Annotated in this window: 18 protein-coding genes and 1 pseudogene; 16 read left to right on the plus strand and 3 right to left on the minus strand. The window is 57.1% G+C overall.

Annotation, left to right across the window (positions count from 1 at the left end; translation table 11 throughout):
• The first annotated feature begins 32 nt into the window (after positions 1-32).
• From QPL96_RS16775 to QPL96_RS16800, 6 genes are all read left to right on the plus strand, one after another.
• On the plus strand, positions 33-1,409 hold the full coding sequence (locus tag QPL96_RS16775; protein ID WP_303288463.1) for a Rieske 2Fe-2S domain-containing protein: 1,377 nt from the start codon (positions 33-35) through the stop codon (positions 1,407-1,409).
• Complete coding sequence (gene benB / locus QPL96_RS16780; protein ID WP_303288464.1) at positions 1,406-1,897, plus strand: benzoate 1,2-dioxygenase small subunit; 492 nt, start codon at positions 1,406-1,408, stop codon at positions 1,895-1,897. Before QPL96_RS16775 ends, benB begins: the two co-directional genes overlap by 4 nt.
• A 20-nt stretch (positions 1,898-1,917) precedes the next feature.
• Positions 1,918-2,946, plus strand: coding sequence for a benzoate 1,2-dioxygenase electron transfer component BenC (gene benC, locus QPL96_RS16785; RefSeq protein ID WP_303288465.1), 1,029 nt, complete (start codon positions 1,918-1,920; stop codon positions 2,944-2,946).
• Complete coding sequence (gene benD, locus QPL96_RS16790) at positions 2,943-3,722, plus strand: benzoate diol dehydrogenase BenD (protein WP_303288466.1); 780 nt, start codon at positions 2,943-2,945, stop codon at positions 3,720-3,722. The genes benC and benD overlap by 4 nt, the downstream gene beginning before the upstream one ends.
• A 59-nt stretch (positions 3,723-3,781) precedes the next feature.
• The gene (locus QPL96_RS16795; RefSeq protein WP_303288467.1) at positions 3,782-5,128 is read left to right on the plus strand and encodes an MFS transporter; all 1,347 of its coding nucleotides are present in this window, start codon (positions 3,782-3,784) and stop codon (positions 5,126-5,128) included.
• Positions 5,129-5,246: 118 nt separating this feature from the next.
• Entirely contained in the window at positions 5,247-6,422 is a 1,176-nt protein-coding gene (locus QPL96_RS16800) for a benzoate/H(+) symporter BenE family transporter (protein WP_303288468.1), read from the plus strand.
• A gap of 20 nt (positions 6,423-6,442) precedes the next feature.
• On the opposite strand, the gene QPL96_RS16805 is transcribed toward QPL96_RS16800, so the two are convergent.
• Positions 6,443-7,351 (minus strand): LysR family transcriptional regulator, encoded by a 909-nt coding sequence (locus QPL96_RS16805; RefSeq protein ID WP_303288469.1) that lies wholly within the window; start codon positions 7,349-7,351, stop codon positions 6,443-6,445.
• A 163-nt stretch (positions 7,352-7,514) separates the two neighbouring features.
• On the opposite strand from QPL96_RS16805, the gene QPL96_RS16810 reads away from it, so the two are divergent.
• The 4 genes and pseudogenes from QPL96_RS16810 to QPL96_RS16825 form a co-directional block, all read left to right on the plus strand.
• Positions 7,515-7,958 (plus strand): DoxX family protein, encoded by a 444-nt coding sequence (locus QPL96_RS16810; RefSeq protein ID WP_303288470.1) that lies wholly within the window; start codon positions 7,515-7,517, stop codon positions 7,956-7,958.
• A gap of 3 nt (positions 7,959-7,961) precedes the next feature.
• On the plus strand, positions 7,962-8,909 hold the full coding sequence (locus tag QPL96_RS16815) for a glutathione S-transferase family protein (protein ID WP_303288471.1): 948 nt from the start codon (positions 7,962-7,964) through the stop codon (positions 8,907-8,909).
• A 17-nt stretch (positions 8,910-8,926) separates the two neighbouring features.
• Complete coding sequence (locus QPL96_RS16820; protein ID WP_303288472.1) at positions 8,927-9,730, plus strand: class III extradiol ring-cleavage dioxygenase; 804 nt, start codon at positions 8,927-8,929, stop codon at positions 9,728-9,730.
• Positions 9,731-10,020: 290 nt separating this feature from the next.
• A pseudogene (locus QPL96_RS16825) lies at positions 10,021-10,167 on the plus strand (cytosine permease); the annotation flags it as partial.
• Positions 10,168-10,247: 80 nt separating this feature from the next.
• Here QPL96_RS16825 and QPL96_RS16830 read toward each other — a convergent pair.
• Positions 10,248-10,769 (minus strand): type II toxin-antitoxin system HipA family toxin, encoded by a 522-nt coding sequence (locus QPL96_RS16830; RefSeq protein ID WP_303288473.1) that lies wholly within the window; start codon positions 10,767-10,769, stop codon positions 10,248-10,250.
• Positions 10,754-11,233: a hypothetical protein gene (locus tag QPL96_RS16835; protein ID WP_303288474.1), complete on the minus strand. Its 480-nt coding sequence runs from the start codon at positions 11,231-11,233 to the stop codon at positions 10,754-10,756. Before QPL96_RS16835 ends, QPL96_RS16830 begins: the two co-directional genes overlap by 16 nt.
• A gap of 25 nt (positions 11,234-11,258) precedes the next feature.
• Here QPL96_RS16835 and QPL96_RS16840 point away from each other — a divergent pair, with 25 nt between their 5' ends.
• From QPL96_RS16840 to QPL96_RS16865, 6 genes are read left to right on the plus strand one after another with little or no spacing between them, the layout of a single operon-like run.
• Positions 11,259-12,044, plus strand: a complete 786-nt coding sequence (locus QPL96_RS16840) for an HpcH/HpaI aldolase/citrate lyase family protein (protein ID WP_303288475.1) — start codon at positions 11,259-11,261, stop codon at positions 12,042-12,044.
• 38 nt (positions 12,045-12,082) lie between these two features.
• Positions 12,083-13,294 (plus strand): ATP-grasp domain-containing protein, encoded by a 1,212-nt coding sequence (locus QPL96_RS16845; RefSeq protein ID WP_303288476.1) that lies wholly within the window; start codon positions 12,083-12,085, stop codon positions 13,292-13,294.
• Positions 13,269-15,089, plus strand: coding sequence for an IucA/IucC family protein (locus QPL96_RS16850; RefSeq protein WP_303288477.1), 1,821 nt, complete (start codon positions 13,269-13,271; stop codon positions 15,087-15,089). Before QPL96_RS16845 ends, QPL96_RS16850 begins: the two co-directional genes overlap by 26 nt.
• Positions 15,086-16,267, plus strand: coding sequence for an MFS transporter (locus QPL96_RS16855; protein ID WP_303288478.1), 1,182 nt, complete (start codon positions 15,086-15,088; stop codon positions 16,265-16,267). Before QPL96_RS16850 ends, QPL96_RS16855 begins: the two co-directional genes overlap by 4 nt.
• A 10-nt stretch (positions 16,268-16,277) precedes the next feature.
• Positions 16,278-18,122, plus strand: coding sequence for an IucA/IucC family siderophore biosynthesis protein (locus QPL96_RS16860; protein WP_303288479.1), 1,845 nt, complete (start codon positions 16,278-16,280; stop codon positions 18,120-18,122).
• Entirely contained in the window at positions 18,115-19,311 is a 1,197-nt protein-coding gene (locus QPL96_RS16865; RefSeq protein ID WP_303288480.1) for a type III PLP-dependent enzyme, read from the plus strand. The genes QPL96_RS16860 and QPL96_RS16865 overlap by 8 nt, the downstream gene beginning before the upstream one ends.
• Positions 19,312-19,370 lie beyond the last annotated feature (59 nt).

Below are 19,370 nucleotides of genomic sequence, written 5' to 3' on the forward strand. Positions count from 1 at the left end.
AGGCATCACAAGAACAACAGGAGTGAAACGACATGACTAACAAACTTGAGCAACTGGCATCCAAAGTCCGCAACGCAGTTGTTGCTGACCCTGAAACCGGGCGCTATCAGTGTGACCGCGGCATCTTTACCGATCGTGAACTGTTTGATCTGGAGATGAAGTACATCTTTGAGGGGAATTGGGTTTATCTGGCCCATGAAAGCCAGATTCCGAACCCTGGCGATTACTTCACCGTTACTGTAGGCCGGCAGCCCGTAATCATCACTCGAACCAAAGATGGCGAGCTGAAAGCGATCCTGAATACCTGTTCCCACCGTGGGGCCACCTTGTGTCGCAAGAAGCGTGGTAACAAGACCTCCTTCACCTGTCCGTTCCATGGTTGGACCTTCCGTAACGATGGCCAGCTGCTTAAGGCGAAGGATCAGAAGAAGGGCGGCTATCCCGACCAGTTTAACGTTGACGGCTCCCACAATCTGAAGGAAATGCCAAAGTTTGGTAATTACCGCGGATTTTTGTTTGGCAGCCTGAGCGCCGATGTCCTGCCTCTGGAAGAGCATCTTGGGGAAACAACCAAGATCATCGACAACATTGTTGATCAGTCGGAAGACGGTCTGGAGATTCTGCGTGGCAGCTCGACCTATACCTATGAAGGCAACTGGAAGCTGACTGCGGAAAATGGCGCCGACGGCTATCACGTCAGCACGGTTCACTGGAACTATCTCTCTACCATGGGCCAGCGCAACTATGAAAAAGGCGGAACTGAAGCTGTAGACGCCAAGAGTTGGTCGGCGGAGGGCGGATTCTACTCCTTCGAGCATGGTCACATAATGCTGTGGACCCGCCTGTTGAACCCAGAAGTACGACCCATCTTCAGCCAGCTTGAGCGGCTCCAGAAAACCTTTGGTGAGGCAAGGGCTGACTCCATCGTTCGCACTACCAAGAACCTTTGCCTTTACCCGAATGTGTACCTTATGGATCAGTTCTCCACACAAATCCGAGTTACCCGCCCGATTGATGTGAACAAGACCGAAGTGACGATCTACGCGTTCGGACCCAAGAATGAGCCTGCCGAACTCCGGGCCAAACGGATCCGGCAGTACGAGGACTTCTTTAACGTGTCTGGCATGGGTACACCGGATGACCTTGAAGAATTCCGTGCTTGTCAAGATGGCTACGAAGCTCGTGATATGCGTTGGAACGACATGAGCCGAGGTGCCGCTCACTGGATCGACGGGCCGGATGAGCACGCCAACCAGATCGATATGAAACCTGTCATGAGTGGCGCGAAGCCGGAAGACGAAGGCTTGTACGTGAACCATCACAAGCACTGGCAGGACGAGATGATCCGCGCCATTGATGCCGAGCGTGCCCGTTTCATTCCCGTTACTTCAGAGGAGGCGTCCGCATGAGCCTGAGCTACCACGACATCGAGCAATTCATCCTCCGCGAGGCCCGTTACCTGGATGACCGTGACTGGGACCGCTGGCTGGAGTGTTACCACGAGGACGTCACCTACTGGATGCCCGCGTGGGATGACGACGATGAGCTGACCGAGGATCCGCAGACGGAGATCTCACTGATCTATTACCCGAACAAGGACGGTCTTGAGGATCGGGTATATCGACTCAAGACCGAACGCTCCGGTGCCAGCTCACTCCCTGAACCGCGGACCAACCACTTCATCAGTGGCCTGGAAATTCTGTCGCAGGATGAGAACGAAGTGCAGCTTCGGTTCAACTGGCTGACGAAGTCTTATCGGTACAAGAAAACCCAGGAGTACTACGGGACCTCTTTTTATACGCTGGATGTGAGCGGCGGTGAGCCCCTGATCCGGTTCAAGAAAATCGTTCTGACCAACGACTGCATCAATCAGGTAGTAGACGTTTACCACCTGTAATTGATGGGGAGAGCATCATCATGAGTTATAACATCGCACTCAACTTTGAAGACGGCGTAACCCGTTTTGTTTCCTGTAATGAAGGCGAAACAGTACTTGATGCCGCCTACCGTGCGCAGATCAACCTACCCATGGACTGTTCCGATGGCGTTTGTGGCACCTGCAAGGGTGCTTGCCACCAGGGTGAGTTCGACATGGGCGACGAGTATATTGACGAGGCGTTGTCCGACGAGGAAGCCGAACAGGGTATGGTCCTGACCTGCCAGATGGTGCCCTCCAGTGATTGCGTGGTGGAAGTCCCGGTGGCCTCCACCATGTGCAAGACTGGTAACGCCAAAGTGACCGGCACGGTGGCGGAGGTGAACCTGATTTCGCCCACCTCCATTGAGCTCAAGATCACTGCGGATGACGACATCGCGTTCCTGCCGGGACAGTATGTGAATATTCAGGTACCGGGAACGGAGCAGACGCGTGCCTATTCGTTCAGCTCCAAACCGGGCAGTCGGGACCTCAGTTTTCTGATTAGAAATGTACCGGGCGGGCTTATGAGCTCCTGGTTGGTAGGCAAGGCCCGCACTGGCGACAAGGTCACCCTGACCGGTCCGATGGGCAGCTTCTACCTGCGGCCGATCGAGCGCCCGGTACTGATGCTGGCTGGTGGCACTGGCCTGGCACCCTTCCTGGCCAAGCTCGAGCACATGAAGGCCAACGGTTGTGATCTGCCGACGCACCTAATCTATGGCGTGACCAATGATGAAGATCTGGTGTGCCTGGATATCCTGGATCGGTTTGCCGAGGAGCTGGACAACTTCAGCTACATCACCGTGGTGGCCGGCGAGGACAGCACTCATCCGCGCAAGGGGTATGTGACCCAGCATATGGATGACGCACCAGTGAATGACGGGGATGTGGATGTCTACCTGTGTGGGCCGCCTCCGATGGTGGACGCCGTGCTTGGCTACTTCCGCGAACAGGGTATCGAGCCGAACTCGTTCCACTACGAGAAGTTCACGCCGAGCGTTCCCGCCGCTGAGGAGAAGGTGGCATGACCCCGCGTTTCAGCAATAAGGCGATGGTCGTCACTGGCGCGGCACAGGGCATTGGCCGGCGGGCGGCTGAGCTGGCCGCCGCCGAAGGTGCCCGCCTGGTTCTGGTGGACATTGCTGACTACGTGCAGGGCGTTGCGGCTGAATTGCGCGACCAGGGCGTCGAAGCCCTGGCCGTGCAGGCCGACCTGGAAACCTGGGAAGGCGCGGAAATGGTGATGGCCAAAGCCCATGAGCAGTACGGCCGCATCGACATCCTGATCAACAACGTCGGCGGCACCATTTGGGCTCAGCCGTTCGAGCACTACCAGCCGGAACAGATCCAGAAGGAAATCCAGCGGTCACTGTTCCCGACCCTGTGGTGCTGCCGGGCGGTTCTGCCTTACATGTTGGAACAGAAGGGCGGTGCCATCGTGAACGTGTCATCTGTGGCTACCCGGGGCCTGATGCGAGTGCCCTATGGCGCTGCCAAGGGCGGGGTCAACGCCATGACCGTGAACATGGCCTTCGAGTATGCCGAACACGGCATTCGGGTGAACGCCACAGCGCCGGGTGGCACTGAAGCGCCGCCGCGGCTGACCCCGCGTAACAGCGAAGAGCAGGGTGAACAGGAGAAAGCCTGGTACCAAACCCTGATTGACCAGACCAATACCAGCAGTTTCATGCACCGCTACGGAACCCTGGATGAGCAAGCAGAACCGATCCTGTTCCTGGCCTCGGATGCGGCCAGCTATATGACTGGAACCATTCTGCCGGTGGCCGGCGGAGACTGCGGCTAGCGAAGAAACGTTTCATTGGAACTCTCGACAAAAACAACAGCACTCGGAGAAACAGACCAATGAGAAACATAGACGTCAACGACGTTATCGATAACGCAACATTCAACAAGTTTCACTGGAAGGTGCTCTTCTGGTGCACCCTGATCATAATTTTCGACGGATATGACCTGGTGATTTATGGCGTGGTATTGCCGTTGTTAATGGATCAGTGGAACCTGAACCCGTATGTCGCTGGCCTGCTGGGTAGCAGCGCCTTGTTCGGCATGATGTTTGGCGCCATGGGCTTCGGCATGCTTTCAGACAAGTGGGGCCGCAAGAAAGTCATCCTGATGTGTGTGGTCCTGTTCAGCCTGACCACCGTCATCAACGGCTTTGCCACCAACGCCTGGCAGTTCGGCATCCTCCGATTTATTGCCGGCCTTGGAATAGGCGGTGTGATGCCCAACGTGGTGTCGCTGATGAGCGAGTATTCGCCTGCCCGTAAACGCAGCACGCTCGTGGCGCTCATGTTCAGCGGCTACGCCGTGGGCGGCATGATGTCGGCAGGCCTGGGTATCTGGATCGTGCCCAATTTCGGCTGGGAGATCATGTTCTATCTTGCCATTGTGCCGATGTTGCTTCTGCCCCTGATGATCAAATACCTGCCTGAGTCGGTGGCATTCCTTATGGCGCAGAAACGTGAGGGAGAGGCGCGGGACGTTCTTTGCGAGGTGGCGCCGTTCAAAGCCATTAGCGAGCAGGACGTTCTCGTTGTTCCGCCGACCACAGAGAGCAAGGCGCCCGTGCTGGAATTGTTCCGGGGTGGTCGTGCCATGAGCACGCTGATGTTCTGGGTGGCTTTCTTCAACTGTCTGCTGATGGTTTACGCACTTGGTTCCTGGTTGCCGAAGCTAATGTCCGCTGCGGGGTACCCGCTGGATTCGAGTCTGATGTTCCTGATGGTGCTGAACATTGGAGCGATTGTTGGGGCCGTGGGTGGTGGCTGGTTGGCCGACCGTTTCTCGCTGCGCTCGGTTCTGGTGAGCTTTTTCATTCTGGGCTCAGGTTCGCTGATCACCCTGGGCTATGAAAACCCGATGTGGTTCCTGTACACCCTGATGGGCATTGCCGGCGCCACGACCATTGGCTCCCAGATTCTGCTGTACGCTTATGTGGCCCAATACTACCCAACCAGCATCCGGTCGACCGGGCTGGGCTGGGCTTCCGGGATAGGTCGTAACGGCGCCATTGTTGGGCCCATGTTGGGTGGCACTCTCTTGGCTTTGGCACTGCCTCACCAAGTGAACTTCCTGGCGTTGGCAATCCCGGGCGCCATTGCCACCGTCGCCATCGCGCTCGTGGGCCGGAGATTTGGTGAGAAGTCTGTGCAGTCGGAGCCGGAGACGGTACTTGCCCCGACGAATTAATTGTGGAGCGTTGATGCACCCCTGAGGGAGACTGTCAGTCGAACCCCTCGTTTGCCCCGGCGCGTGCGTGTCCGGGGCTTTTTTCCGTTCCCGAAGATCAGATGAGAAGGAATTGAGCATGCCGCAGCTTTTCCGAGACATGTCCTTATCCGCCGTCGCGGCCGGTTTCCTGGCGGTGTTGGTTTCGTACGCTGGACCTTTGGCCATTTTCTTTCAGGCCGGCGCGGCGGCGGATATATCAACCCAGATGATGACGTCTTGGGTATGGGCCATTTCAGTGGGCGCGGCGGTGTCCGGAATCCTGCTGTCGCTCTGGTTGAAGGCGCCCGTTGTAACCGCCTGGTCGGCCCCTGGCACGGCGCTTCTGGTCACACTGTTTCCGGAGCTTTCCCTGAATGAGGCAGTAGGTGCTTACATCACGGCTGCTGTTCTCATCTTTATCATTGGGGTCTCGGGCACGTTTGATGTGTTTGTACGAGCTATCCCAAAAGGCGTGGCGGCCGGGATGATGGCCGGGATTCTGTTTCAATTTGGGGTTGGGGCGTTTACGGCCATTGAGTCCACTCCGGCGCTCGCAATTGGCATGGTGCTGGCCTATGTAGTGTTTCGGCGTCTGGTGCCGAAATATACGCTGGTCCTGCTTTTGATTGTCGGGATCGTACTGGCGGTGGTGCTTGAAGATGCTTCATTGGCAGGTGTCCGGTTGAGCATGACAATCCCCCAATTCATCATGCCCGAATGGAATCTGGCTTCTACCCTGAGCCTCGCCATTCCTCTGGTGCTGGTCAGCCTGACAGGGCAGTTTCTGCCGGGTATGGCAATTCTGCAGGGTGCCGGGTACCGGGTGAAGGCCAAACCGGTGATCGCTATTTCCAGTCTGATATCACTTCCGATGGCCTTGTTCGGCGGGATAACAACGGTGGTTGCCGCCATTACCGCTGCGATCTGCACCGGCAAGGACGCCCATGAGGAACCCTCGAAACGATATGTCGCGGGTGTGTTCAATGGTGTGTTCTACCTGGTAGGTGGTCTGTTTGCCGGCACCATCGTCGCGCTTTTTACCTCTTTGCCTGCGGCTTTTGTGGCGGTTCTGGCGGGTCTCGCTCTGTTGGGAGCCATAGCAAATAACCTGTTCGCGGCGCTGGAAGATCCGAGTCACCGGGAGGCGTCACTGATTACCTTTATCGTCACCGCCTCTGGTTTATCGCTATTCGGGTTGTCGTCTGCCTTCTGGGGAGTGGTAATTGGTTACGGATGTTTTCAGGTTTTGAACACCCGGTCGGGAGAAGGTTGAGGGCTCATATGCAGGCGCCTTTATTCAAACCTGTCCCAATAGGGAGGGTCGCCAAAAAAGCCATCAATGAAGTCGATAAAGCTGCGAATCTTGCTCGCCAACAACTGCCGGTGGGCGTATACCGCATAGAGTGCCATCGGCTCCGGTTCGTGTTCGGGCAGGACGACACTCAACTTCCCCTCCCTAATTGCGTTCCCTGCGATAAACGTAGGTTGCAAGATGATCCCGGTGCCGGCAATGGCTGCCTCGACAAGCAAGTCGCCGTTGTTGCTGATCATTCCCCGGGTGTTTTCGAGGCCGTTGTCCTGAAGCCATTTCTGCAAGGAATGGCCTGGATCCAGGTTCATGTAACTGTAGCGCAGGTATTGATGACCCCTTAGGTCTTCCGGTTTGCGGGGGATCCCATATTGTTCGAGGTAGGCGGGAGATGCGCAGAGAACAAGCCGCACCGGAGCAAGCCGTTTGGCGATCAGTGAGGAGCTTTTCAGGCGGCCGATACGCAGCGCAATATCGAAGCCTTCTTCCACGATATCGACCTTTCGGTCATTCAATTGCAGATCAATGCCCACGGCGGGATGCGCTCTTTGGAATTCACTCAGTAGGGGCGCCATGTGGTGAATGGAAAACGAAACTGGGGCACTTATTCGTAACAGACCCTGGGCCTCGGTCTGCAAGTCGCTGAGCTGATTTTCCATGTCATCAATGTCGCTGAGCACCTGCTGGGCGCTCCGGTAATAATGGCGGCCGGCTTCGGTCAGGTGAATCTTGCGAGTGGTTCGGTTAAGCAATCGCACGCCCAGGTGTTTCTCAAGCTGGGATACGTATTTGCTGACCAGCTGCGGGGATGTGTCCAGCCGGTCAGCGGCGCGCGTGAAGGTGCCTTCATCGACCACCATTACGAAGGCGCGCATGGCCTCGATACGATCCATGGGGGTGTCCTTTTATGTAAGCTCTCTGATTATCAATGAATCGATGATAATAAAGCAATGACGGCCATCTTAGTTCTTTGGATCGGTGATAGTACAGTGAGCCCATCTCCTGAAGCAGAAGTTTCGGGATAAACCATCCTCAGAAAGATTCAAGGTGACGAATATGAACACTCAATTGACAAAGGCATTGTTCCACTCAAACGGCGGCTTTGCCGCACTGGTACTGAGGGTGCCGGTTGGCCTGGTGCTGGCTGCCCATGGCGCACAGAAACTCTTTGGCTGGTTTGGCGGCTATGGGCTGGAAGGCACTGGGCAGTGGCTGGCCAGCATTGGATTGGAGCCGGGATATCTGATGGCTTTGCTGGCAGGTGGTGCCGAGTTCTTTGGCGGTCTGGCACTGGTGCTTGGCCTGCTTACACGTCCCGCGGCCCTGGTTGCAGCCTTTACCATGTTGGTGGCCATCTTCTCTGTTCACATCGGCAACGGGCTGTTCATGTCCAATAATGGCTACGAGTATGCCCTAACGCTGTTTGTGGTCACCGTCGCTTTGGCGATTCAGGGCGCGGGCCGGTTTGCCGTGGATAACCTGTTTCATAAAGAGGGCTGAGCCATGTTGGTAAATGGGATCTGGAAGGAAAACTGGCAACCGGTGCAGGCGAAAGACGAGGAAGGCCGATTTATTCGCCAGACCTCGCCCTTTCGCGACTGGATCACGCCGGACGGACAGCCGGGCCCCACCGGGAAGGGCGGTTTCAAGGCCGAACGGGAACGTTATCACCTTTACGTAGCCTACATCTGCCCCTGGGCATCGCGAGCCTTGATGGCTCGCGAGCTCAAAGGACTAAAGGACGTGATCGGGGTGACCGTCGTCAACCCCCGGCTGACTGACCAGGGTTGGCAGTTCGGAGGCTACCCTGGTGCGCAGGAGGATGCCCTCAACGGTTCGCGATACATGCATGAGCTCTACACTCGGGCGGACCCAGATATTTCGGGCCGCGCCACGGTGCCAGTTCTGTGGGACAAACACACCGGTACCATCGTGAATAACGAGTCCGCGGATATTCTGCGCATGCTGAACACGGCCTTCTCTGGGATTGTGGATCAGGGGGCGAACCTTTACCCGCCGGGTTTGGCGGGCGAAATCGACAGACTTAACGGCTATCTCTATACCAATCTGAACAACGGCGTGTACCAGGCCGGGTTTGCCTCGAGCCAGGCCGCCTACGATGAGGCCTACAGCAAGGTGTTTGCTGCCCTGGATGAAATGGAGTCAAGGCTGGCGGATGGACGTCGCTACCTGTTTGGTGATCAGCTGACCGAAACCGATATCCGTCTGTTTGTGACCTTGGTGCGCTTTGATGCCGCCTATCATGGCCTGTTCAAGTGTAACCGCAATACCCTGAGCGCCATGCCGCGCCTGCACGATTACATGCACCGGATCTTGGCGCTTGATGGAATTGCCAATACCGTCAACCTTGATCATATCAAGGTCGGGTATTACTCCATCAAGGCACTGAACCCGAGTGGCATTGTCCCGGCGGGGCCGGGTGAACTCTGAGTAGAGGAACAAACGCCATGAACAAAGATACCGATGTGCTGTTTATTTCCCATGGTGGCGGGCCAATGCCGCTCCTGGGGGATTTGGGGCACCGAGAAATGGTGGACCGATTAACGGAGCTTGCCGCTACCCTGAGCAAACCCTCAGCGATACTGCTGGTCAGCGCTCACTGGGAGGAGGCGGTGCCGACAATCACCTCCGGCGCCAACCCTCCGCTTATCTACGATTACTATGGATTTCCAGCTGAGGCCTACAAGATCGAGTATCCCTGCCCGGGGGAGCCTGCGTTGGCGCAGCAGGTCTATCAGGCGCTGGGTCAGGCCGGCATCCCGGCGCGCCTTGACGACCAGCGGGGTTTTGATCACGGCTTGTTTGTGCCGCTCAAACTGATGTATCCGGCCGCGGATATTCCCTGCATTCAGCTCTCGCTGGTCAACAGTCTGGATGCCAGCGCTCACTTGGCTGTTGGCAAGGCACTGCAGGCACTCAACTACGGCAACCTGCTGGTGATTGGCTCCGGCTTCTCGTTCCATAACATGCGGGCCTTCTTCTTGGAGCAGACGCCGGACATACAGGCCCGCAATCAGGCTTTCGAAGACTGGCTGGAACGGGCCTGTGGCGATACTGCCCTTCAGGAGCCGGAGCGGGCCGAGCGTTTAGTTCATTGGGAGCGAGCGCCCCACGCCCGATTCTGTCATCCGCGGGAGGAGCATCTTCTACCATTACACGTGTGCTATGGGCTCGCCAACAAGCCCAGTGATGCACATATCGCAGTAAGGATTCTTGGCAAACAGTCGGGGATGTTCTACTGGCGGTGTTAACAAGGGCCACTCAGAGTGTGAAAGCCATCCGGGAGGTGAAAGCGTTTTTCAGCTCGATCAATCAGCGACTGAACGCACCACGTTGGGTTTGGGTATGGGTTTTTGCACCATAAGAGCTCACGGAATCTGGTGGGCAGGTTTCTCTCTGAGCAGGGTTGTGCACATTGCACAGACGTTGCCATCTCTCTTGGGTGTTTTTACTAAAGAGAGAAACGACTATGACCACACAAGTAACTCCTCAGGAACAGGACTATCCTCTGAGCCCGGTCCCCATGGACTAGCGTCGCAGTATCTGGTCCATGGGCCTGGTGCTGCTAGGCTTCATCTTCTTCACAGCGACCATATGGGCTGGGGGTAGCATTGGTGTTGCGTTTGACTTCCCCACCATGCTGCTGGTTCTGGCAGCCGGTAACCTGATGCTGGGAACCTACGCCGCTGATGGTGGTGTTGCGTGATGCCCCATCTGGTCAGGCGTCTGGGTAGCTCTCTCGAGTTCAGCTGCACGGCACGAGGCGTTTTACAGCGGATTTTCGTTATGATCTCCTCCCTCGTATATGGAGGGGTTCAGGAATTGCCTCTTCCAGAAGAATTTCTTTTCCAGCTCGGTCATTTTTGCTTCTTCACAAGCCTGATCCCAGTGAGCTCTGATCGTCTCTTGCAATGATTCAATGTTCTCATTGGCCTGAACCTCGGTGAGATTGAACTTGTGAGCTGCTTTCTTGCACAGAGCCAAGGTGCTTTGGTTATTGCCGTCAATGAGTGCCATAGCCTGGCTAGCAATGCCTGTTGATCGATTCTGCGGACAGATGTCGTATGCGGGTGTGAGCTCCAGGGCATTGCCATCATAGAATGCCGCGTGATTTCGAGCATGGTCGTCCGTATTGCCGCACAGTATGTTGAACACCATGCGACGATACAGTTCCTGGAGGGTTTGCGTTGGGTTGTGGAATTTCTGGCGAATCAAGTCCGTAAGCTCCTCGTAACTGGCATAGCGGGCGTACATTTCGTCCAACTGAAAAAGAGTCAGGGCAGAGAGCATGAGCTTTCGTTGAAACTGATCATCCTTGGGGAGAACCCGTCGACGTGCTTCAGCTGCTTGATCGCCTCCAGGTCGCCCTCTTTCAGACAGTCACCGAAGACAAGGGCACCGAAGACAAGGGCACCGCCTGAATCGGAGAGCGTTATTATCTTCGCGCCCAATTCGATCACCTTTTCCGCTGCATGCAGAGCAACATTGGCAGAACCGGTGATCATCACTGATCGCCCCTTCAGCCCCTGATCGTGGGCTTCCAACATATTCGCAAGAAAATAGACCATCCCATACCCCGCGGCCTCGACCCGCCCGCAACTACCGCCAAAATTGGAAGATTTATCGGTGAGCACCCCTTCCCAGCAGTTGGTCAGTTTCACATAGAGGCTGGCCACCAACAGCCCATGACGCATGGGCGCAGGTTTACGCTTGATAGGAAGAGCAAAATAATGTCTAATGCTTTTGAGAATCATTATCGTTTAATAAAAGTTGCCGCCAATGCTTGCGATTAACCGCACACGCCAATTGATCACCGATGGCTTTCCCGCCTTTGGACTACTGAACGCAGTTCCAACGCCATGGATGGTCGAGATGATCGGCCATGCCGGCTATGACTTTGTCATACTGGACACCGAGCACATGTCCACGAACCCGGAGTCCCTCGAACACATGATTCGCGCCGCCGAGTGTGCCTCCGTCACACCTCTGGTGCGAGTGCCAGGGGTTGATCGTGCTGCGATTACCCGGGCTCTGGACAGTGGTGCTCAGGGAGTTGTTGTTCCCCGTATCCGTAATGCCGAAGAGGCGCAAGAAGTTGTTCAGATGGCCCGCTATGCACCGGCCGGCCAGCGTGGCATTACCGGAGGTCGAACAACCGGTTTTGGAACCCTCCCACTGCAAGAGTACCTCCGCCTAGCAAACCGGGAAATCCTCATTGTGCTCATGATCGAGGATCAGGAAGGCATCGAAAATCGGGAAGCCATCCTGAATGTTTCCGGTGTCGACTGGGTTCTGCCGGGAGCGGTCGATCTGTCGCAATCACTGGGTTGCCCGGGCGACCCGTTCCATTCGTCTGTCAATCACGCCATCGCGGAACTGGCAGCGAGTTGCCGCGGGCGTCCGGTGGAATTTTGCGCTTTGCCCCGAAGCCCTGAGCAATTAACAGAATGGCGGGAGTGGGGAGCAAAAGCCTTTCTGTTGGGAGAAGACCGCAGTCTGCTCTTTAAATACCTCAAGTCTCACCTTGCGACCTGCCGTGCCGAGTCGAGCCCGCCGTCTCCCTGAGGCAACCATTCTTCTTCAAGTCTGACAAGAGTTTTCCTATGCGCGATACCGTACTTTTTCTTGCTCATGTTCCAACGGAAGCCCTGAATCGGGGATTCCTGCCTGCTGCCCAGTCGATGGGGCTGAAAGTGATCCTGCTGACAGACCAGGCGGCGACTCATCACCACTATTTCAGTCAACCGGACCTTCCCGCCTATCCGGAACAGATTCTCCAGTGTGATGTATTCAATCCGCTGTCTGTTCTCGATCTTCTCTCAGAACTCCCGGCCCCCGTGGGCGTGTTTTCCAACAGCGATCACCTGCAGACGGTGACCGCTCTGGCCGCAGCCTACCTGAATCTGCCGGGCAAAGACTGGCAAACCTGTTACCGGGCAAAAAACAAGGCCGCCATGCGCCAGTACCTGAAAGCGCTCGATGATGGCGCATGCTGGTTCAGGGCTGTGAATGACCAGACATCCCTGGGGAAGGTGATCGACGACGTTCCCTTCCCGTGTATTGCCAAGCCCCGGGAGGGGGTTGCCAGCCTCAACGTCAGGCGCCTGGACAACGCTGCGCAACTGCAATCGTTCTGTGATCAGTTCTGGCAGGAACAACCCGGGCAACCCTTGCTGCTGGAAGAGTTTCTGTCAGGTCCTGTTCACACTCTGGAGACCATTGGCGACGGGAACAGCCTGATTGCGCTCGGAGGATTTAAAGTGCGGCTTTCCGAGCCTCCCCATTTCGTCGAACTTGAAGCGGCGTGGGTGCCCTACCAGCCAGACAGTCCTCACCTACAGGAAATGTTCAGGCAGGTACGGCACTTCGGTGTGGGCCTTGGCGCCTGCCATTCCGAATTTGTGATAACCGACAATGGGCCAAGACTTATCGAGATCAATTACCGTACGGTGGGGGATGGCCGCGAATTCCTGCTTGACCGCATGACGAATCATGGGCTGTTCCATGCCATCGTTCAGGCCCATGTTGGCAACCCTCTTGAATTATCCCCTCCCACGCAGGCGGCGCAGATACGCTATCTCAGTGCTTCTATCAGTGGGCGGGTTCGCCGTTCAGCTCCTGAGCGCAGGGAGCCGTGCGGTGACGGCATTGCCGAGTTTGAGCCGTTGAGGGAAGTGGGTGATGACGTCCGGCTGACCCACTCAAACAAGGACTACCTGGGTGTGTTGCGGTTGTTCTCCAGCGATCCCTCGCGGGTGCAGGATACCTTGGCCAAATGGGCCACCGATCTTGAAGCTGAATGGGAGATCGGCTGATGAGCAGGAACACCACTCGATCTTTCACAGGCCCGGGCAGTATTTAACCCGAAGACTGGTCGATGCCCTGATCCGCGAAGACGTGGCCGGCTGCCAGAGTGATTCTCAGGTAGTTGGGATGGACAGCGTGCCCGGGTCCCCGGGAACACCGGCGACCTGGTTACGGTGGACGCTGGCGCAAGGCATCCTGTGGTTGCCGGTCAAACCTGCAAACTTCATGCAGCGTTGGCGGTGGAGTGGCGACGCACTCATCTGGCAGCCCGCAGACCAGGCCGGAAGTGTGTCGGAAGTGAATCACTACGAACAGGTTCTGGCCTGCCTCACCGCGGACGAGCACGATGAGTCTGGGGAGCAGTTGGAGGTCTATGCCGATGAGTGCAGAACGGCGGAGGCACACGACACCCTCTGCCGGGCGGAGCGGTCCAGGTGGTTTGACGAAATCCGCCATCAGGGGCAAAGCTGGAAGGATTTTCCCCGCCTGACCCAACGCATGCTCCACTTTGATCGTCTCGCGGCCTTCCTCGATCATCCGTTTTACCCCAGCGCCCGCGCCAAGAGTGGTTTTGATGAGGCGGCACTGGTGGCGTACGCGCCTGAATTTGCCCCGCGTTTCCGGTTACGGTGGCTTGCCGTCCCCGCCTCGGAAGTCACTTCGATGGGGGAGCTCCCAGGTTGTTGGCCGGATTTCGGCGAGGTAGGGCTGGATAACCGGCTTGCTGACAGCTACCACTTGTTGCCGGTGCACCCTCATCTCTGGGATACCGCGCTGAGTGATTATCTGTCGACCACAGACATCGGTGCCAGGGTCATCCGTGCGCCAGCGCCTGCGCTTTGGGTTCAGCCAACACTGTCGGTACGAACCCTCCAAATTGAGGCCGCGCCGGAGGTCCACGTGAAAGTCCCTTTGACCATTCGCACACTGGGCAACCGGAACATTCGAACGGTCAAACCGAGCACGCTTTATGATGGTCATACGGTTCAGCAAATCCTGCAGGAGATAGCCGGCAAGGACCCAGTCCTTAAAGGGGCCTTTGCCGTAACCGACGAATCCTCAGGCTTGCACGTTGGCGATCTGCCCTGGCTGGGGTGCATGGTACGCCGGTTTTACGGGTTTTCTGACCAGCAGCAGATTGTGCCCGTTGCCTCCCTGTTAGCCGACAACCCTGACGGTCGCTACGTTGCCCAGATGATGGCGGACGAGTTCAATAGTGGCGACCTGACGGAGTGGGTGCGCCAGTACGTTGCCTTGACGTTGACGGTGCACCTGCGACTGTGGCTTGTCTACGGCATTGCACTGGAATCCAACCAGCAGAACTCTATGGTGCTGCTCACACTGGGGCGGCCACCGCAGCTGCTTTTCAAGGACAACGACGCCCCCAGGCTGTGGCCGGACAGGCTGTGCGGCCAGATGCCGTCGATGGAGTCAAACGTGGCGCAACTCCGGGATCAACGCATCCTGGTCAATAATGAAACACCCCTGGCGCAGATGTTTACCACCATCACCCTGCAACTGAACCTGGCGGTTATCCTTGAGGGCCTGGCCGCACGGGGGCTCGGATCAAGGGCCCACTGGTATAAGGTGCTTCGTGAGGAGATGATCAGCGTCCTCGATCAGCTTGACGAAGAGGGCGTCAATACTCAGCCAGCGCGCAACGTGCTGCTGGAGGATCGCCTGCTTTATACCAAGTATCTTCTCAGAGCAGGCAGCCTGGAAAGCAAGTCCCGCACCGGCGCCGCTGACATCAATAAATTCTATGGCAAGCTGGCTCCAAACTTTCTTGGGCAGGAGTCATGAGTCAGTCTGTTCTGCCGGTGGTCCTGCTCAGCCACTTTACCGCGGCCTTGGTGGCGCTGGGGATGCCTCCGTTTTTTGGGCTGATCCTGACCGACACATTTGCGGTTGAACACACCTTTTGGGTGGGCTGGTTCTATATTATCCCGACGGTTTGCACAGCACTGGCGGCGCCGTTCTGGGGAAGAATAGCGGACCGTTACGGCCGCCGTTGGTCGCTGCTGCGGGCCCAGGTTGGTCTGGCCGTAGCCTTCGTAATCGCCGGATTGGCGCCGGGCGTGGTCACCTTTGCCATGGCGCTGATGGTTCAGGGCTTTCTGGGTGGAACCTTTGCCGCATCGAGCGCGTACCTTTCCACCGTCACTCGCGGTCAAAACCTGACCCAGTCACTGAACTGGATGCAGGGCTCGGCCAGGTCGGCCATGATACTGGCGCCCATCCTTTTCGGTTTTTTCATGACCTGGGTCCCAGCCCAGCGCCTGTACCTTTACATGGCCATTCTGCCTCTTCTGTCGGCACTGCTGGTTTGGAAGCTTGCCCCACCAGATCCGGTTTTGGGTGAGCCTGGTGGCCAGAAACATTCCCGTGAAAGGGTTTCGGTATCCGCCAGTTGGCTGCGGTTGAGATTGCTTTACTTCGGTTTCAATTTCGCACTGGTGGCCAGCTTTCCCTACTTTATTCCCTGGACCCAGGAACGAATGGGCAGTACCGCCGTTATGGCCGGAGTTCTCTACAGCCTGCCCCATGCCATCTACCTGATCATTCTGGTCAGCCCACTCCGACGAAGCGTGTTTTTCGGCAACCCGTGGACCTTGCCCGCGGGTCTGACACTGTTTGCACTGTCCTACGTTATTCAGGCGACGGCCGGAACAACGGCCGCCATTCTCGCCGGACGATTGGTCATGGGGCTTGGCATGACGACCTGCCTGTTTGCCCTCAACGCCGAAACTGCACGTCTCACACGAACGGAAAACGCTGGCCAAAGCTTTGGCGCCCTTGACAGCGCTGGTAAATGGGCCGGTGTCGCGGCCGGTGTTCTCGCAGGTGTCGCCGCGGGTATGAGCAACCAGACTGGGCCACTCTGGCTGGGCGCCGCGGTGACCCTTCTTGCCGTCATCCTGAGCGCCTACCGGCTCAATGCCCCCACCATCGACCATCATGAACGCCTGAAAGAGGAATAAAGCCATGCCCATGACAATTTCACATCATTACTTCAGGGATCAGCACTGCGACTATCAGGCAGACCAGGCCAGCATGGAGGCCCTGCTGAATTGTTATTGCCGGGATATTGCCGAGCCCTCCGGGGAGCTGTCGGTTCTGGGCGGCGAAAGGAACTGGTCCTGGCCACAGGGGCTCCGGGTTCGCCTGGCGTTGGAGCCTGCCATTGTGCTGCATATCGGCTTCCCTGATTCCGAAGATTCCCTGCTGGTTCTGGTTGCAGGAGACTCTCGAACGTGCAACTACCGCTACCTGTCTGCGCCATACTACAAGTCTGCGCTCAGGGGATGGCGGGTGCTGGGGCTCGAGGAACTGGGCCGGATACTGCTTCATAAAATGTCGCAGCGTTTCGAAGAGCCTTTCAACAGCGAGCTCTATCGGCAGATTCTTCTCAGCCGGAACGTCATGCGGAGCATTCTCGAATACACCCGCGTTCCCGCCGATTGGGGGCAGGGGCTGGAGGCTTTCCGCTGGTCTGAGCAATCCCTGAGTTTCGGGCACCGTTACCACCCGGCACCAAAATCCAGGGAAGGGTTCGACCCGGAGGATATCCTGCAATATTCCCCGGAAATGGGCGCGGGGTTTGCTCTCTATTATTTCGCGGTTCATCCGGACGATCTTCGCACCCGGGGTGACATTGCCGGGCCGGCCTTCGGGTCAGATGCGAACGTTGGGCTCGACCTGCCCGACGGATGGGTCACGGTGCCTGTGCACCCCTGGCAGGCACGCTACCTCATGCGCCTGCCCATCGTCTGCAGCGCTATCCGCTCAGGGCGAATCTTACCACTGGGGCAGGCCGGCCCACGGTTCTACCCAACGGCGTCGGTTCGAACGCTTTACCAACCAGGCAACCCTTATTTCCTGAAATTCTCAACCCATGTCCGGCTGACCAACTGCATTCGTAAAAATGCCGTCTATGAACTGGAAAGCGCCGTTGCCCTCTCCGCAGCCCTGAAGGCTCACCTTGCGCCTTCACTGGCGCGGTGGCGCGGATTCCGTCTACTGTACGAGCCAGCCTACCAGACCCTTGATTTCGCTGATCACTCCGAGCCTGATCGCCGGAGCATCGCGGAAGGTTTTGGCGTTATTCTACGGGACAACCTCGAACAGTATCTGGACGCAGGCGTAACACCCCTGCTGGCCGCCGCGCTGCTCAGCGACGACCGCTTCGGTCGCTGCCCGGCCACGGAGGCCGCCGGAACACTGGCTGCCGCCACCGGCGTCAACGAACAGGACGCCAGAATAGGATGGTTTGAACAGTACCTCGCCTTACTCATCCCACCGCTCTTTGAGTCACTGTTCCATCATGGTGTGGTTTTTGAACCACACCTTCAGAACGTGGTTGTGGGCATTCGGGAGGGGTATCCCGTCCAGGTGTTTGTTCGTGACCTGGAGGGAACAAAACTGGTGCCGGGCCGCTGGTCAGGAGGGCTACCTGCTACCCTTGATGAACAAACGCTGGCGTCCGTTCATTACAGCCAGGACAAGGCCTGGAAGCGGATCGCGTACTGTCTGTTGGTGAACCACCTGTTCCAGGCCGTGGCCTGCCTCTCCCGGGGTGATAACCACATCGAACTCCGGTTGTGGAACGCGCTTGCCAGTGAAGTGCGCGACTGGCTAGCAGTCACCGACGATCCCTGGGCTGCCGATGTGCTGGGCAGGCTGTTGGCCGGCGAGCCCATTCCGAACAAAAGTAACCTAATGACCCGCCTTTTCAAACGTCCGGATCGTGAATCACAGTACACTCACGTACCAAACCCGCTGGCGATGACGCGGCCTCGCGCCTTGGACGGCAAGGGAGGGCAGCCTGATGCCTGAAGTACCGGTTTCCGTTCAGCGAGCCATCAAAGAACTGAAAAGCCAGGACAGCGAACCGCTTTGCGCCTACGTGTATGACCTGCCTGAGCTCCGTCACCGGGCGCAGGGCATAGTCGAGTGTTTACCGCCCGGTTGTGAGATGTTCTATGCCGCCAAAGCGAATCCCGCCTTACCGGTGCTCGGCGCTTTGGCGCCCTTTTTACATGGCTTTGAAGTGGCATCTGGCGGTGAGCTGGACTGGGTGCGCCGTCATTTTCCAGACACGCCTGTGATTTTCGGTGGTCCCGGGAAGCTGGCATCCGATGTGGAAAAGGCCATTGATCAGAACGTTGAACTGATCCATGTTGAAAGCCTGCTGGAACTGCAGCGTCTGTGCGACATTGCCGGCCGCAGGCAGGCTCACCAGGACATTCTTTTGAGGATCAATCTCGAACTGGCAGACACACCCTCTACACGTCTTACCATGGGCGGTGTGCCTACTCAATTTGGCATGGAAGAAGCCTGTATACCAGACGCACTTGCGCTGCTCGGGCGGCAGGACAGGGTCAGGCTGCGCGGCTTTCACTTTCATCTGATGTCGCATCAACTGGATGAGAAACGCCACCTCGGGTTAATAAAACACTATCTGGAAACCGTCCGTGCGTGGGAAGCCAGTTACGACCTGACCATTACCGAGATAAATGTCGGGGGCGGAATCGGGATAAATTACACCCGGCCCGACCAGCAGTTTGACTGGTCGGGGTTTTGTTCTGGCCTGGATGAATTGCTTCAGGTTTATTCGGATCGCGCCTGGAAAATCCGGTTTGAGTGTGGACGTTTCATAACCGCCCCCTGTGGTTTTTATGTTGGCGAAGTCCTGGACGTTAAACGATGCGGCGAGGAATGGTTTGCCATCTGCAGGGGCGGCACCCACCACTTCCGGACTCCGGCGGCCCAGGCCCACGATCATCCGTTTGACATTTTGCCCTCCCACGACAGGGAGGCTGCCGCCCCAGTCGTCGCCAATCATTCCGTCACCCTGGTCGGCCAGCTATGTACTCCCAAGGATGTGTTCGCCCGCCGGGTTGATGTCGAGTCGCTCGGGGTTGGCGATCTGGTGGTTTTCCGTTACGCCGGCGCCTACGCCTGGAATATTTCCCATCAGGCGTTTCTGATGCATCCCCACCCAAAAGCACATTTCATTGAGTAGTCCGGGAAGCTGAACTTCAGGTAGGAATACTCCAATTTAATTGAAATGCGAATCATTAT

Origin of the sequence: Marinobacter sp. SS8-8 (assembly GCF_030540945.1) — a bacterium.
Taxonomy (GTDB): Bacteria; Pseudomonadota; Gammaproteobacteria; order Pseudomonadales; family Oleiphilaceae; genus Marinobacter.

Coding starts and splice junctions, on each gene's coding strand:
- QPL96_RS16800 (WP_303288468.1), top strand. CDS start 5,247: ATGCCGCAGCTTTTCCGAGACATGTCCTTATCCGCCGTCGCGGCCGGT.
- QPL96_RS16775 (WP_303288463.1), top strand. CDS start 33: ATGACTAACAAACTTGAGCAACTGGCATCCAAAGTCCGCAACGCAGTT.
- QPL96_RS16795 (WP_303288467.1), top strand. CDS start 3,782: ATGAGAAACATAGACGTCAACGACGTTATCGATAACGCAACATTCAAC.
- benD (WP_303288466.1), top strand. CDS start 2,943: ATGACCCCGCGTTTCAGCAATAAGGCGATGGTCGTCACTGGCGCGGCA.
- benC (WP_303288465.1), top strand. CDS start 1,918: ATGAGTTATAACATCGCACTCAACTTTGAAGACGGCGTAACCCGTTTT.
- QPL96_RS16820 (WP_303288472.1), top strand. CDS start 8,927: ATGAACAAAGATACCGATGTGCTGTTTATTTCCCATGGTGGCGGGCCA.
- QPL96_RS16855 (WP_303288478.1), top strand. CDS start 15,086: ATGAGTCAGTCTGTTCTGCCGGTGGTCCTGCTCAGCCACTTTACCGCG.
- QPL96_RS16860 (WP_303288479.1), top strand. CDS start 16,278: ATGACAATTTCACATCATTACTTCAGGGATCAGCACTGCGACTATCAG.
- QPL96_RS16810 (WP_303288470.1), top strand. CDS start 7,515: ATGAACACTCAATTGACAAAGGCATTGTTCCACTCAAACGGCGGCTTT.
- QPL96_RS16835 (WP_303288474.1), bottom strand. CDS start 11,233: ATGATTCTCAAAAGCATTAGACATTATTTTGCTCTTCCTATCAAGCGT.
- QPL96_RS16840 (WP_303288475.1), top strand. CDS start 11,259: ATGCTTGCGATTAACCGCACACGCCAATTGATCACCGATGGCTTTCCC.
- QPL96_RS16845 (WP_303288476.1), top strand. CDS start 12,083: ATGCGCGATACCGTACTTTTTCTTGCTCATGTTCCAACGGAAGCCCTG.
- QPL96_RS16865 (WP_303288480.1), top strand. CDS start 18,115: ATGCCTGAAGTACCGGTTTCCGTTCAGCGAGCCATCAAAGAACTGAAA.
- QPL96_RS16815 (WP_303288471.1), top strand. CDS start 7,962: ATGTTGGTAAATGGGATCTGGAAGGAAAACTGGCAACCGGTGCAGGCG.
- QPL96_RS16830 (WP_303288473.1), bottom strand. CDS start 10,769: ATGCTCTCTGCCCTGACTCTTTTTCAGTTGGACGAAATGTACGCCCGC.
- QPL96_RS16805 (WP_303288469.1), bottom strand. CDS start 7,351: ATGGATCGTATCGAGGCCATGCGCGCCTTCGTAATGGTGGTCGATGAA.
- benB (WP_303288464.1), top strand. CDS start 1,406: ATGAGCCTGAGCTACCACGACATCGAGCAATTCATCCTCCGCGAGGCC.